The organism is uncultured Nostoc sp. (genome assembly GCF_964245445.1).
In the GTDB taxonomy this organism is placed as follows: Bacteria; Cyanobacteriota; Cyanobacteriia; order Cyanobacteriales; family Nostocaceae; genus Nostoc.
In genome coordinates this window covers 1-14,185 of the sequence record NZ_CAXTNE010000037.1, presented here as the reverse complement: position 1 = coordinate 14,185, position 14,185 = coordinate 1, and the positions used below count along the sequence as shown (strand labels likewise).

The 14,185-nt window shown below is 41.8% G+C and carries 13 protein-coding genes; 12 read left to right on the top strand and 1 reads right to left on the bottom strand.

Going from position 1 to position 14,185, the window contains the following annotated elements; translation table 11 throughout:
* Positions 1 to 2: 2 nt before the first annotated feature.
* From ACFE90_RS09215 to ACFE90_RS09160, 12 genes are all read left to right on the top strand, one after another.
* Complete coding sequence (locus tag ACFE90_RS09215) at positions 3 to 1,085, top strand: glycosyltransferase (RefSeq protein ID WP_375499770.1); 1,083 nt, start codon at positions 3 to 5, stop codon at positions 1,083 to 1,085.
* Positions 1,051 to 1,617, top strand: coding sequence for a Tfp pilus assembly protein FimT/FimU (locus ACFE90_RS09210; RefSeq protein ID WP_375499768.1), 567 nt, complete (start codon positions 1,051 to 1,053; stop codon positions 1,615 to 1,617). Before ACFE90_RS09215 ends, ACFE90_RS09210 begins: the two co-directional genes overlap by 35 nt.
* 32 nt (positions 1,618 to 1,649) lie before the next feature.
* Entirely contained in the window at positions 1,650 to 2,297 is a 648-nt protein-coding gene (locus tag ACFE90_RS09205) for a TIGR04282 family arsenosugar biosynthesis glycosyltransferase (RefSeq protein ID WP_375499766.1), read from the top strand.
* Between the two features lie 355 nt (positions 2,298 to 2,652).
* Positions 2,653 to 3,495, top strand: a complete 843-nt coding sequence (locus ACFE90_RS09200; RefSeq protein WP_375499764.1) for an HpsJ family protein — start codon at positions 2,653 to 2,655, stop codon at positions 3,493 to 3,495.
* A gap of 114 nt (positions 3,496 to 3,609) precedes the next feature.
* Entirely contained in the window at positions 3,610 to 4,518 is a 909-nt protein-coding gene (locus tag ACFE90_RS09195) for a glycosyltransferase family 2 protein (protein ID WP_375499762.1), read from the top strand.
* A 14-nt stretch (positions 4,519 to 4,532) separates the two neighbouring features.
* A complete protein-coding gene (locus tag ACFE90_RS09190) occupies positions 4,533 to 5,186 on the top strand; it encodes an RNA-guided endonuclease TnpB family protein (protein WP_375499802.1) in 654 nt (217 codons plus the stop codon).
* A 319-nt stretch (positions 5,187 to 5,505) separates the two neighbouring features.
* Positions 5,506 to 6,048 (top strand): reverse transcriptase domain-containing protein, encoded by a 543-nt coding sequence (locus tag ACFE90_RS09185; protein ID WP_375499760.1) that lies wholly within the window; start codon positions 5,506 to 5,508, stop codon positions 6,046 to 6,048.
* Between the two features lie 308 nt (positions 6,049 to 6,356).
* Entirely contained in the window at positions 6,357 to 6,632 is a 276-nt protein-coding gene (locus ACFE90_RS09180; RefSeq protein WP_375499758.1) for an HNH endonuclease, read from the top strand.
* Positions 6,633 to 6,901: 269 nt separating this feature from the next.
* The gene (locus ACFE90_RS09175) at positions 6,902 to 7,666 is read left to right on the top strand and encodes a DUF502 domain-containing protein (RefSeq protein ID WP_375499756.1); all 765 of its coding nucleotides are present in this window, start codon (positions 6,902 to 6,904) and stop codon (positions 7,664 to 7,666) included.
* A 215-nt stretch (positions 7,667 to 7,881) separates the two neighbouring features.
* Complete coding sequence (gene nusB, locus ACFE90_RS09170; protein ID WP_375499754.1) at positions 7,882 to 8,523, top strand: transcription antitermination factor NusB; 642 nt, start codon at positions 7,882 to 7,884, stop codon at positions 8,521 to 8,523.
* Positions 8,524 to 8,672: 149 nt separating this feature from the next.
* Positions 8,673 to 10,337 carry a signal recognition particle-docking protein FtsY gene (gene ftsY / locus ACFE90_RS09165; RefSeq protein WP_375499752.1) on the top strand — a complete coding sequence of 555 codons (1,665 nt, stop codon included), beginning with the start codon at positions 8,673 to 8,675 and terminating at the stop codon, positions 10,335 to 10,337.
* 1,041 nt (positions 10,338 to 11,378) lie between these two features.
* Entirely contained in the window at positions 11,379 to 12,770 is a 1,392-nt protein-coding gene (locus ACFE90_RS09160) for a PP2C family protein-serine/threonine phosphatase (protein ID WP_375499750.1), read from the top strand.
* A gap of 532 nt (positions 12,771 to 13,302) precedes the next feature.
* Here the strand turns inward: ACFE90_RS09160 and ACFE90_RS09155 are convergent.
* Positions 13,303 to 14,103, bottom strand: a complete 801-nt coding sequence (locus ACFE90_RS09155; protein ID WP_375499748.1) for a PhzF family phenazine biosynthesis protein — start codon at positions 14,101 to 14,103, stop codon at positions 13,303 to 13,305.
* Positions 14,104 to 14,185 lie beyond the last annotated feature (82 nt).

The following is a 14,185-nucleotide window of genomic DNA, read 5'->3' as shown; positions in this document are numbered from 1 at the left end:
CAATGATTAAATCTACTAGCAGAAAATTGCCAAAAATTTCTGTAATCATCCCTGCTTACAATAGTGAAACAACCATTAAGCGTACAATTGAATCTGTTTTAAATCAAACTTTTTCTGACCTTGAATTAATTATAATTAATGATGGTTCGCAAGACTTAACAATAGAAGTAATTGCAGAAATTCAAGATTCACGAATAAAAGTATTTTCTTACTCCAATGCTGGCGGAAACGTCAGCCGTAACCGAGGGCTACACCTTGCAGTTGGAGAATTTGTTAGTTTCTTAGATGCAGATGATCTTTGGACACCTGATAAACTTCATTCTCAGTTAAAGGCTCTGCAAGAAAACATTACTGCAAAAGTTGCTTACAGTTGGACTGATTATATTGATGAAAATGGTGAATTTATACTTTCAGGCAAGCGCGTTAATCTCAATGGAAATGTTTATGAGAGTTTGTTATTAAATAACTTTCTAGAGAATGGCTCCAATCCTTTAATTTGTAGAAAATCTTTAATTCAATTAGGTAGCTTCGACGAATCTCTAAGCGCGGCTCAGGATTGGGATATGTGGCTGCGATTAGCTTCTAAGTTTGATTTTATATGTGTGCCATCTGTACAAATCTTATATCGCATAAGTGCTAATTCAGTTTCTTCTAATCTTGTCAGACAGGAAAAATCCTGCCTGCAAGTGCTTGAGAGAGCGTATAAGCAAAGCTCCTATCTACGAGATGCTCCTGCGCGTTCGACACTAAAGCATAATTGGAATATAAGCCTAGCAAATTTATACAAATACTTGACTTGTAAAGCGCTACAAAAGCCGTTTAACAAAAAAAAAGGTCTAGCATCTGCTATATTTTTGTGGAAGTATTTTCTTCATGACCCTTTAAGACTTCAGAATATAAATTTTACCTTAAAACTATTACTGAAAATTGTCATAATCCTTATAATCCCTACCTTGCTAGACAATATTACTAAGCAGCGCGAAGTAAGAAGGCAAGAAGCTGAAACATTGCTCAACGGCTGGGTAATTGAAAAGCGATCAGAAGACAAAAATGGATATCCGAGTGCAATTACTGTTTCTAGTTAATTCCAAAAATCTCTTGAATAAAGACTCCAGTAGTGGTTTTACCCTACTAGAAACTTTAGTAGTTGTTTTATTAATTGGTATATTAGCCACGTTGGCAATACCCAACTGGCTAGGTTTTGTGCAGACTCGCCACCTCAACTCTGCCCAAAGCGAGGTTTATTATGCTATGCGCCAAGCCCAGAGCCAAGCTAGTAGGGAAAAATTGACTTGGAAAGCCAGCTTTCGCGAACAAAACGACATTATTCAATGGGCTGTTCATCCTGCTTCAGTAAACCCATCTAACGCTAACTGGAATAATCTAAATTCCAATGTCCGCTTAGATGCGGAAACAACCTTACAAGAGTCAAATGGCATCAGACAAATCCAATTTGATTACAGAGGTAATGTCAGTCAACCACCACTAGGACGGATAACACTATCAAGCAAGTATGGTGGTAAAGTTAAGCGTTGTGTTGTTGTTTCTACGATTTTAGGAGCAATGCGAATGGAAAAAGACCATACCACAGCCGAAAACGGTAAGTATTGCTATTAAGATATTTTTAGTTTATTCAAATAAGGTATTGTGTGCTGAACTTACCAGCAATCTCAAAACAGCACCTGATTATTTTCACTCGCTATCCAGAACCAGGGAAGACTAAAACCAGACTAATACCTGCTTTAGGAACTGTTGGTGCTGCCAATCTTCAACGGGAAATGACTGAACATACAATATTTCAAGTTCAAGAATTGCAAAAAGCCATTGCCATATCTGTGGAAGTGCGGTTTGCTGGTGGTGATTCGCAACTTATGCAAGACTGGCTGGGGTTGGATTTGGTTTACCAGTCTCAAGGTGAAGGGGATTTAGGTTCGCGGATGGCGCGATCGCTTTTCGAGGCTTTTCAATCTGATGCCACAAAAGTAATTATCATCGGTACAGATTGTCCTGGAGTCAATGCCCAGATTCTAGAGACAGCCTTTGAAAAGTTACACACTTTTGACTTAGTACTTGGCCCTGCGATCGACGGTGGATATTACTTAATTGGGCTGCGCCAAAATATCCCGGAGTTATTCGTTAACATCGAGTGGGGAACTGCTCAAGTATTCCAGAAAACCGTGGACATTGCTCATAAACTTAATTTATCATACGTGAACTTGTCGCCTTTAGCTGATGTTGACCGACCGGAGGATCTGCCAATTTGGGAACAAGCTCTTGCAAGGGAGATGGAAAAATAAGGGAAATATAGCGATTTTTATATGGATGCAAAACCCACTAGGGGCGCACATTTGGGCGCTCCTACAAAATGCTTATATTACGACCGATTGAGAACTGTAATAAGGGAAATCGGGTAATTAATGAGTTTTTTCTTACAGCCCCGCATCATGTTCGTATCTTAAAACACCATAAATTTTCTGAAGACACTGCACATAACAAATGTTACTCTGGCCTAGTTGAAAACCAAGAGGCAGATAGCCTTTACCAATATTGAATCTGCTTTGTGTTTCTATACAAGAGTCACGGTCATAGGCACAATATTTAAGTAGCTTGAAATATGAAAATCACTCGTATTCATCGCCAGTTCAAAAAACTATGGTCAACCGTTTTACTTCCGTGAGTACTGCCCTCACACTTAAGGTAGTTGGAATAATTTGCATTTTGTCCTTTTTTGTTGACTTTTTGATTTTGTTGTTACCCTTTCAACCGACTGATCGGGTATGGCAGATCAACTTAGCAACAGCGCTAGTTGATCGGGGAATTGTGCCTCTAGTCGGTTTAGGGCTGCTGTTTGCTGCCTATTGGATTGATAGTGCTGATGCAGCAAGCGATCGCCCTCAAGGTATTGATTTAAGATTTCCCGCCGTGATCCTCTCAAGTATTTTAGGGTTGATGTTCTTGCTGATTTTTCCCCTGCATCTTAATAACGTCAATCAAGCTAAGACTCAAACACTTAACCGTATCGCCCAAGAAGGAGATCAGGCAGAAACTCAACTGAACAATCGGTTCTCGCAATTGCAAGCACAACTGAATACTGAGCAAGGAAAAGCTCAACTAGATCAACTGCGAACTCAAACCAAAGCTCAGTTTAGTGAAATCCTCAAAGATGACCAAAAATATAAGCAAGCGCTTGAAAGCCCTCAAATTCCTGCAAATATCAAAGAGTTGCTAACTAAGGCTAAAACAAATCCCCAACTACTTGATAAAGCTATTGAACAACAAACAGATATTCAGACGCTGCGAACTCAACAACTGAGCCAAGTTCGTCAGCGCAGAGACGAAGCAGAGAAACAAGCTAAAGATAGTGCATGGAAGTCTGGACTGCGGATTGGGATTAGCAGTTTGCTGTTGTCTATTGGTTACATTATCATCGGCTGGACAGGCTTAAAAGGTAGGGGTGCTGTACAAGGTGGTAAACCTAGAGCTACTGCACGCTAATCCATTATAGGTATGGCAGTAGGACGTTTGAAGGCTTATACTGCCATACGCCTAATAGCTAGTAACAATAAAAAGGCAATTATCACTCAGTAAAATCGCTATAAAACTTGGGTAATGTTCTCAATTTACATACTGACGTATAACGAAGAGTTAGATATTGCTGCTTGTATCGAATCGGCGATGCTATCGGATGACATCATTGTTGTGGATTCATGCAGTAGCGATCGCACTGTGGAAATCGCTAGTCGCTATCCCATCCGCGTCATTCAACACGCTTTTGAAAGCCACGGTCGCCAACGCACCTGGATGTTAGAGTCTATCTTTCCAAAGCACGAATGGGTTTACATTCTCGAAGCTGACGAGCGCATGACACCAGAACTGTTCGCTGAATGCGAAAAGGCAAGTCAGAGTCTTGACTACATCGGTTACTACGTGGCTGAACGTGTCATGTTCATGAATCGTTGGATTCGCTACAGCACACAGTATCCCCGTTACCAGATGCGCCTCTTCCGCCACGGTAAGGTTTGGTTTACAGACTATGGCCATACTGAACGGGAAGTTTGTGAGGGTGCAACTAGCTTTCTAAAAGAGACATACCCACATTACACTTGCAGCAAAGGCTTGAGTCGCTGGATTGACAAGCATAACCGTTATTCTACAGACGAAGCTCAAGAAACGCTATATCAACTAGAACAGGGAAAGGTCAACTGGCAAGATTTATTCTTTGGCAAATCGGAAGTCGAAAAACGCCGCGCCTTGAAAGATTTGTCTTTGCGTTTACCCGCCAGACCGTTACTACGCTTTGTATATATGTATTTTATCTTAGGCGGATGTTTAGATGGACGCGCCGGATTTGCTTGGTGTACATTGCAGGCATTCTACGAATATCTGATTTTGCTCAAAGTCTGGGAAATGAAGTATTTACCAAAACCTAATTTAGACGCAACAGCAATTCAGGCACAGGAGAGTACACAACAGTTACAGTGCGTGGATTCTGAAACGACACAGGCTGATGTAGCGTAAAATTTGAAGCAGCGATCGCCTATGATGGACGGGTAGGCGATCGCAAAATTCAATTTGCTCTAGCAAAAGGTTTTGTCAATCCAAGTCAAACAATTATTTTTATACCTACTAATGCAAAAGATATTGCCCAAGTTAGGATAGTGCCAAAACTTGACCACTACGTTGTTGAGGTTGTTTATCACAAAGAAATTGAAGAAAAGCAATTAGAAACCACAAGAATTGCGAGTGTTGACTTAGGGTTGAATAATTTAGCGGCTGTAACTTTCAATCAAGCCGGACTATTCCCGTTCTTGATAAATGGCAGACCTTTAAAATCTATCAACCAATTTTTTAAAAAGAAAAAAGCTGAGTTACAAGCAATCCTTAAAACTGGCATATCTAAGAGACTGAAAAATTTTTCCACTAAAGGTAACTTGAAAGTTGACGACTATTTTCACAAAGCAAGTTGTTCTCTAATCAACAATCTATTTGAGTTAAATATTGGTATTTTAGTTATTGGTAAAAACAACAACTGGAAACAAAAAATTGCTATAGGTAATCGAAATAGCCAAAATTTTGTACAAGTACCTCATACAAGGTTTATTGATCAAATTACCTATAAAGCAGAGCTAACTGGAATAAAGGTAATTGTTAATGAAGAAAGCTATATAAGTATTGCAAGTTTTTAGGATCAAGACGAAATACCATTTTATAAAAAAGGCACGCTTGCTACTTTTAGTGGCAAGAGAATCAAACCTGGATTGTAGTGCGATTCGTTCAGTCGAAACCCAAAATGGGAGGATGACTGGCAATGGTTGAGTAACCCAATCCTGGGTAGAGTTCGCACTTTCATCCTCAACCAAGAACAACAAAGGTAAGGTCAGGCAGCAAATAAAAGCTTGGCTTAAATCTGGAGTAATTGACCAAGGAGCTTTTACTGCCACATCTTAGGGTACGCCGCAAGGTGGTGTTATTTCACCATTACTTGCAAACACAGCCCTCCACGGCTTGGAAGAACGGATAAAACAGGAATTCCCAAAAATGTCTCATAGCATGAGGGAAAACTGGTTTCACAAAAAGGGAACCGATTTTAATCCTCCAAATATCATCCGCTACGCTGATGATTTTGTGATACTCCATGAAGACAAAACCGTTGTCCAAAAATGCCGAGAAATCACATCGGAATGGTTAGCTGGCATAGGACTTGAACTAAAACCTGAGAAAACCCGCCTAGCTCACACATTCAATCCCGAATTTAGTGAGGATGGTAATGCTGGATTTGACTTTCTTGGTCATCATATACAGCAATACCCTGCTGGAAAATATCGCAGCAGTAAAGGTAACTGCGGTGCAATATTAGGTTTTAACACCCTCATCACCCCATCCGCGAAGGCGAGTAAGGTTCACACCGAGGAAGTCAGAATAATCATCACAAAACACAGGTCATCACCGCAATCGGCATTAATTGATGAACTTAACCCTGTAATAAGGGGATGGTCTTCCTTTTACTCAAAATCCGACGCCAAGACCGTCGGAGAATTAGCAAAATAAGACAACCTCATTTACCTGAAACTTCGGAGATGGGCAAAACGCTGTTGTGGAAATGTCAAAGATGCCCATGATAAATACTGGACTTCCATACAAGGCGATAACTGGGTATTCGCAACCAGGAAAGGGGAAGCGAAACCCTTTCGGTTACTATCACATAACGAAGTTGAATGCAGTAGCACTGATTATGTGAAAGTTAAAAGCAATAAAAGCCCCTACGATGGCGACTTAGTTTATTGGAGTTCAAGACTGGGGACACACCCTCAAATGCCAAATCGTAAGGCTAAGTTGCTAAAGCAACAAAAGGGTAAATGTCCTGCTGTGGACTACGTTTTCATGATTGGGATGTAATCGAAGAAGACCACATCATTCCCAGAGCCATTGGCGGTAAGGATGAATACAAAAACCTTCAATTATTACATCGGTATTGCCACGACGAAAAGACCGCAATCAACCTGAAGGAAATAAGAAAGAAAGACCACTCAAAATTCCTAGAGAAGCTATCTCAATTTTGGGAAAAACTCGATTGGGAGTGGATAAATGATATTCCGTTTTTCAAAGGGTTTAGGTCAGGAAGTCCGGGGTGACAAATGGATAACACACTGAGTAGCCGTGTGCCATGAAAGTGGCAAGCACGGTTCCGAATGGGAGGGGTGATGCAGTAATGCACACCTCGACCCTACCCAGATCGAATGGTAATCAGCTAATCATGCAGACGTAAATGGCTCTCTGAACATATTGAGAAAAGCAATCTCTGAAGCTTTTGCCCAAGAGATAGAGGGGATTGTAGTTTTCCCAGTGAAGGTTAAACTTCTAAACTAAACATAGTGGGCATTTGTCCATATTGTTAGCAACTATGAATACCAATAACAAAAGTTACTCTAGCTTAAAACAGGAGAATTGGGGCTTGGTAATTGATCGCTTAAAGCAGGACTTAAAAAACGACCTGATCGCTGGTTTGTTGGTAGTAATTCCCCTAGCAACCACTATCTGGCTAACGATTACCATTGCTACTTGGGTAATCAACTTCCTCACCCAAATTCCCAAACAACTGAATCCCTTTGATGGGTTAAACCCAATTCTAGTAAATTTACTTAATTTATTAGTAGGTTTGGCTGTACCACTACTAAGTATTTTATTAATGGGCTTGATGGCTCGCAATATTGCTGGGCGGTGGTTGTTAGATTTTGGTGAACGATTATTACAGGCAATTCCTTTAGCCGGACAGGTATACAAAACCCTCAAGCAGCTTTTAGAAACAATACTAAAAGATTCTAATGGCAAGTTTCGCCGGGTAATTTTGGTAGAGTATCCTCGTCGAGGAATTTGGGCGATCGCCTTTGTTACTGGTGCAATCAGCAGTGATATCCAAGCTCAGATGCCTCGTCCCGTGCTAAGTGTTTTTATACCCACTACCCCCAATCCGACTACCGGATGGTACGCAGTAGTTCCTGAAGATGAGGTGGTAAACCTCTCCATGTCCATTGAAGACGCCTTTAAAATAGTTGTATCAGGTGGCATTGTCGCCCCCAATACGCCCTTGGTTTTCCCCAAAGAGTCCACGCTAGAAGTGAAACACAACGAAATCAAGCAGCAGGTTATTCCTGTTGAAGAAAGTTAAATTGGGGACTGGGGGTTGGGAACTAGGAACTGGGTACTGGGGAAAATGAGTATGTGGATTCATACCATAGCAAATTTTAAAATAATTTCTTTCCTAGTAGCCAGTATCCAGTACCTTCTTAGCGTAATTTTGTTGTTTGACTGTACCAAATTTGATATAATTGCAGGTTTGCCCCGTCTAGTTAATCAGTTCGCACCTAATCACCCCTTAGTTTTATGCAACCTCGTAAACCCCAGCAAATTGCTCGTGAATTGGCGCTTCTAAGCCTTAGCCAACTGCCAGTCAACCCAAAGAAATTAGAGAAATTGGAAGACGATCAACTAGTATCCAAGTTGGTACTAGGAGCAGTACGCACTCTGACCTCAGAAGTGCAAGATACCCTCGATAATGCCGCAGGTGAACTGCAACGCAGTAATGATCGCCTTTTAAGTAGCCAAACTCGGGCCTCCGACCTCAATACTGCTAGAACAATGCTGAAAGAAGCGATCGCCTGTACCCAGACAGCAATCAATCAATTGGGTACGGCAGTTGATTTCCCAGTATTGATTCAGTTAGCTAATCAGGATAAGGGAGTCCGTAATTACGCTAAAGAGCTTGTGATTACCGTTAACGAAAATCGACAAATTATAGATGAACTGCTTTCTACTGCCTTAGTAGATTGGCAAGTAACTCGCCTCGCCCAAATTGACCGCGATATCTTGCAAATCGCTGTGGCTGAAATGAAGTTCTTAGGAGTTCCAGACAGTATCGCCATCAATGAAGCTGTGGAGCTAGCCAAACGCTACAGTGGAGACGATGGTCATCGGTTTATTAACGGTGTTTTGCGCCGAGTCACTGAGCAGAAAAAGACAGCATAGGCTTTTATAATTACTTGCCAAAGTGAGGGAGCAGAGGGAGCAGGGGAAGAAGAACTATTGATTGTTGACCAATGCCCAATGCCCAATGCCCCAAGTTAAATTAAACTCATAACTTATAACTTATAACTCATATAACTAATACTGCTGCAATGGTTTTTAATTGGTTCCGTCGTAAATATAACGATTCCTCTGACACTCCCTCTGATAAAAAACAGGAAGAAACTTCTCCTGCACAAGAACCTCAGCCAGAGCCAGCCGAAACATTAACACCAACTGCTGAAACTGCTCCAGACACAACGACAGACTTGTTAGCGTTTGCTAAAGCTGCTTACAAAAATATTCAGCAAAAACAACAAGCCGAGGTAGTAGAAACCCCGGCTGATTCAGCAGAAGCCTCATCAGCATCAGCACAACCGGAAACCGCAGAAATGGCAATTGCGGAAATTACCGAACCAGAAGTAATTGAGGAACCTGTTAGTACAACCATAGAAACATCACAGCCAGAAGTTATCCAAGCTACTACTGAGGAAGAAGGTACAGAAAATTCCTCAGTAGCAGCAATTGCTGAAGAGCCAGATGTCTCCAGCTCAGAACTCACGGCAAATGAGGCTGAACCAACGCCCACCGAACCAGTAGCTACGCCAGAGGCAACACAGCCAACAGCACTATCCTTCTTAGAACGGGCGGCGGCAGAACGGCAAGCCAAGCTGGAACAACTAATGGCCACTGCCATTGAAGTTCCAGAACCAGAGGTAGTACAGCCAGTAGCTGCAACTTCAGAGACAGGAGAGGAAATTCCTGGACTGGTATTTGATGATGGGTTTGTCTGGTCGGCGAAAGTTTTAGCGGCTCAAGGTAGAAGTCCAGAAGACGTTTCTATTGAAGAAATTACCTGGCTGAAAAAGCTCCGGCAAGGGTTAGATAAAACTCGTCGTAGCATTCTTAACCAACTCAAGGCGATCGTTGGTCAAGGGCCGCTAAACCAAGCTGCTGTGACAGAAATTGAGGCATTGCTCCTGCAAGCTGATGTGGGTGTAGAAGCGACAGACTTTATTATCAATGCCCTACAGACAAAACTTCGTGAAGAAGTTACTGCACCTGAAGAAGCGATCGCTTACCTGAAAAAAATCCTCCGGGATATGCTGGATGCACCAAGCATTGCATCCCATAAAACTATCTTTACCCCAGAAAAAGAAACCTTGAATATTTGGTTAATTACTGGGGTGAATGGTGCCGGTAAAACCACCACCATCGGCAAAATTGCCCATCTGGGACAAAAATCTGGTTATAAATGCTTGATTGGGGCAGCAGACACCTTCCGCGCCGCAGCTGTGGAGCAGGTAAAGGTTTGGGGTAGTAGAAGTGGTGTAGAAGTAATTTCCAATCCGGGAAAGAATACAGATCCGGCAGCAGTTGTGTTTGATGCGATCGCAGCCGCCCAAGCACGTCAAACCGAATTACTTCTGGTAGATACAGCTGGGCGTCTGCAAAACAAGAAAAATTTAATGGACGAACTTAGCAAAATTCGGCGAATTATCGACAAAAAAGCCCCAAATGCCAAAGTAGAATCTCTTCTGGTTTTAGATGCCACTTTAGGGCAAAATGGACTGCGGCAAGCCGAAGTTTTCTCCCAAGCTGCCCAACTGAGTGGCGTTGTCTTAACCAAGCTCGATGGTACAGCCAAAGGCGGTGTTGCCCTTGCCGTTGTGCAACAGCTAGGTTTACCCATTCGCTTTATTGGTGCTGGTGAAGGAATTGAAGACCTGCGCCCCTTTTCTAGCTATGAGTTTGTCGAAGCTCTCTTGAGCGGCTAACTGAAAAATTTGGGGTTAAATATTTTTCTTGACAACTGATAAATTTAGGGATTACTGATCTGGTATTATCACTTGAACTCATTAGAAACAGATCAATTCTTGTAAATCATAAGTTTGTCGCAATAAATGGATAAGTTTTGCTAAAATTTCAAGCTAGTGCCTTTTTTCACGCTCTGAATGGGCATTTAAACGCAACACACAAAACCCCCGAAGCTTCCATCTTGCAGTAAGGAATTTAAAGGGCAAGCGAGACGCTCACCCCCGCAAATAAAACTATTGCAAGATGGACAGTAGAGCAGTGAGCAGTGCGTTGGGGAGCCAGCACAAAGTCCAGCACTGTGGGAGGTTTGCCTTTGCAGGTTATTGGTGTTGGCTGTGGCAACTTGTATTCTTAGATCGAAGAACCTGCGTTAGCGAGTTGGCAGAACTGCACACTGCACGTAACTTACTTAAGAGTAGGAGTACGAGCATCATCTGTTTGCCCAGCGCCGACATTAGGAAAAGGACAGCTTCAGACCATCAGAACTTTGCAAAATCGTCCACTGTGGACTCAAAAAGCGAATTGGTGTAAGTAAGCTGGTTCAACACTCACAGGGTATTCTCAGCTCCTACTTGCGAAAGTATCTACAAATATTTTCTCTAGTAAATCGGGCTTTTCACTCAAAAAACTTCCAATCTCCGAGTTGCCTCTGCCCAAACAATTACTCTGAAAGCGTTATAAATTATTCTTTTAATAAAGTATTTTTATGACTTTAGAGATATGCTTTGGTAATTAAGTTATGAAAAAATGAAAAGCTTTCTTAACTATCACTGAAACTAGTAATTTTTACGGATTGGTTTTTGTCTAAAAATACATGATTTGAAACTACAAATATTTCATCAGAAATACAATAAGCAAATAAAATACTGATAAAAGTTACCTGTTACGTCTTTATACTCTTGCTAAAGTGACAAGTCTTGTCTAAATATGGTTTAGCAATGCCAAAGCCAAAAGATTTATAAGTAATCTAAAATCTGCCAATATAAAGTGCAATAGTACCTGTGCCTGTGTCTCAACTGCCCTCTCAACCCATTGACAACAATAGTAGTGCCGCGACAGATGTCACACCAGTCGTAGCACTCAAAGAACTCGTGGCAAGGTTGCACCGGGAACAGAACAAAATTCAAGATTTGCTCAGTTCTTTAGGATTTGCCCTGAGAAGTTTCAATAATTTGAATCAGTTTTTGGAACTGATCCCCCTGATGGCAACAAGAGTGACAGATGCAGACGGCAGCGCCCTGTTTCTCTACAAACCTAATGGTCAAGTAAGATTAGAGCAGTTACATTGGCAAGATAGTCGCCAGCGAAAAAATATCCGCAAAGCGCTAGAAATAGCCAGCAGTCAAATCACGCTTCTGCCCAACACTGCCCCTCTAGCCAATGCCACGGGGATTTTGGATGACCAGATGCATCGCTATCTGGGGCCAGATGTCCAAATCTTTGGTACAGCTATTCTAGTGAAGCATACAGAACGGGGATGGCTCTACGTCTTGAGCCGCGATCCAGAATATAGTTGGACAGAAACTAGGCAAAAGTTAGTTAGGTTAGTAGCAGACCAAACAGCCGTTGCGATCGAAAACGATGAACTAGCTGTAGAACTAAGAAAAAAAGAACGCCTAGACCAAGAACTAGAAATTGGCGCAGAAATTCAACGGCGACTTTTGCCACGTCAATGCCCTATAATTCCTGGTGCAGTCTTGGCGGCACGTTGTAAACCTGCCAATCGCGTCGGCGGAGATTACTATGACTTTATTGCTACCAATCACAATAAAATCCAACCCAAGAGCAAAGGCAGCACGGAAAATAGTCGCTGGGGTTTGGTTATTGGAGATGTGATGGGCAAAGGTGTTCCTGCTGGGCTGATTATGACGATGATGCGGGGAATGTTACGGGGAGAAGTGCTACATGGTAATTCCCCTGCCGGAATTCTACAAAACTTAAACAGAGTTATGTATGCGGATTTGGAAAATTCCCACCGCTTTATAACGCTATTTTATTCAGAATATAATCCCCACAGCCGAATTTTGTCTTATAGCAATGCAGCACATAATCCTCCCTTGTGGTGGCACGCAGCTACGAAAACTGTCAGCCGTTTAGATACTCTAGGAATGTTAATCGGTTTGGATGCTAACAGCCAATATGAAGATGCTCAGGCACAGTTAGAACCTGGGGATACAATTATCTACTATACAGATGGCTTGACCGATGCTGCTGCTGCTGGTGGCGATCGCTTCGATGAAGATAACTTTGTCGCTGGCTTCAATACGGCTTGCAAGTACTGCAATGGCCCAGGGGAGATTGTGGATTACCTATTCGACCAAGTAGAGCAATTCATTGGTGCTGATAAGCAAAACACTGATGATATGACACTAGTTGTTCTGCAAATTTTATAGTTATTAGCCATTTTTGCTTGGTCAAGTCATGATTAAACCAATGGCAACTGGGGATTCACTTGAGTAATTCTACTAAATTTAATTTTTTATTTATTTTTTATTTGAATTTCCGTAGCGATCGCCTAAATGGTCGTACATCAACCTTTTTTGGTGAATTGTTTGTATTTAGCCTTTAAGATAATACATAAAAAATGATCCTTAGAATACTTTTCTGTTCAAGTAAAAACTATATATTTTGCACATCTAGCACAGTAGGAAACGCCGAGAGAGACTAGGTAAAATGTACAAGGTAAAAAGTAAAAGGTAAATTTACTTCTTCATTTTTGCTTTCTTTCTATCCTTGTGATGCAAGCATTTGGCCTGCTCGCTCTTAGCGTTTTAATTTTTTCTTTCTCCGCCGTAGCAAGTTCACAACAGCTACGACGGAGTTTTGCTTTACCAATAAGTACGTTTCCAGTGGAGTGTCCCTATTCCATTGCTAAATTCTTGATGCTGAGTTTTTAGCAGATGCTATTGATTTGTAATATTAAATTTATGCGGTAATTAACTCGCCTTGCATAACAGTTACTGCTTGTCCGCCTAGAAAGACGCGATCGCCTCCGTCATAATACACCTTCACCACCCCACCACGACTGGATGCTTGATAAGCCAATAACTCATTTTTGTGCAAGCGATCGCGCCAGAAGGTGGCGAGACAGCAATGAGCCGCCCCAGTTACAGGGTCTTCATCAATCCCTAAACCCGGTGCAAAGAAGCGAGAGACGAAATCATATTCAGAATTAGGGTTAGTAAGGCTGGTGACAATGATCTCAGAAGTAGGCAATGTTTTCAGTATTTGGAAATTTGGTTGTATTTGCCGTACTAAATCTTCAGATTCCAATTCCACTAAATAGCCCAAAGAATTCAATAAAACAGATTTGTATGGGACACTCAAAGCAGCCTTAAGTTCTTGTGGGGCGACTGTTTCTTGTGAATGATTCACAGGAAAATCTAACTCAATCCACTCACCTTGCAACTTAGCAATCAGTACTCCGCTTTTAGTGTAGAAACGCGCAACTTCATTAGGTGACAAATGCCCCTCTGACCAAAGTACATGGGCACTAGCTAAAGTTGCATGACCACAAAGCGGTACTTCTTGCGTGGGCGTAAACCAACGCAAGTTGAAGCCATCATCCTGTCTAACTAGAAAAGCTGTCTCAGATAAATTCATCTCCTGCGCTACATTCTGCATCCAGCGTTCGTTTTGGGGAGTAGGCAAAACACAGACAGCAGCAGGATTACCTGCAAAAGGTGTATTGGTAAAAGCATCAACCTGAGTAATGGTTTGTCCCATTAGAGTCACCTTGAAAATTAGACAGCATTATACAGCAGATTGCAGGTTTATGAAGTACAGTAGCAACAGTCTGTAAACCAGT